Source organism: Paraburkholderia sp. SIMBA_027, from assembly GCF_046535315.1.
Taxonomy (GTDB): domain Bacteria; phylum Pseudomonadota; class Gammaproteobacteria; order Burkholderiales; family Burkholderiaceae; genus Paraburkholderia; species Paraburkholderia tropica.
The window spans coordinates 1-256 of sequence record NZ_JAWRWY010001056.1; the positions used below are offsets into that span (position 1 = coordinate 1).

1 pseudogene is annotated in these 256 nt (G+C 63.3%); it reads right to left on the reverse strand.

Going from position 1 to position 256, the window contains the following annotated elements:
- Positions 1-256: pseudogene (locus SB764_RS42355) on the reverse strand (hypothetical protein); the annotation flags it as partial.

Below are 256 nucleotides of genomic sequence, written 5' to 3' on the forward strand. Positions count from 1 at the left end.
TTCAACCGCGAGCGCAGATCGGCAAGCTCCACCGGCCAGGACATCGGCCAGAGACGGCTGGTCATCATCAGGCTGTGGCCGTTTTCGCGCACGCTGTTGATGACATGGAAGAGCTCGGTATCGTCGAAGCCTTCGCGATCGACGTCCTCGAAGAGCACCGGGCCATTGGCGGCCGCGATCGCCGCCTGCGCGCCGGCCTTCGGATGAATGCTGGTGGCGTTGCTGTGCTCTTTCCAGATGCTGGCCAGATGCGACT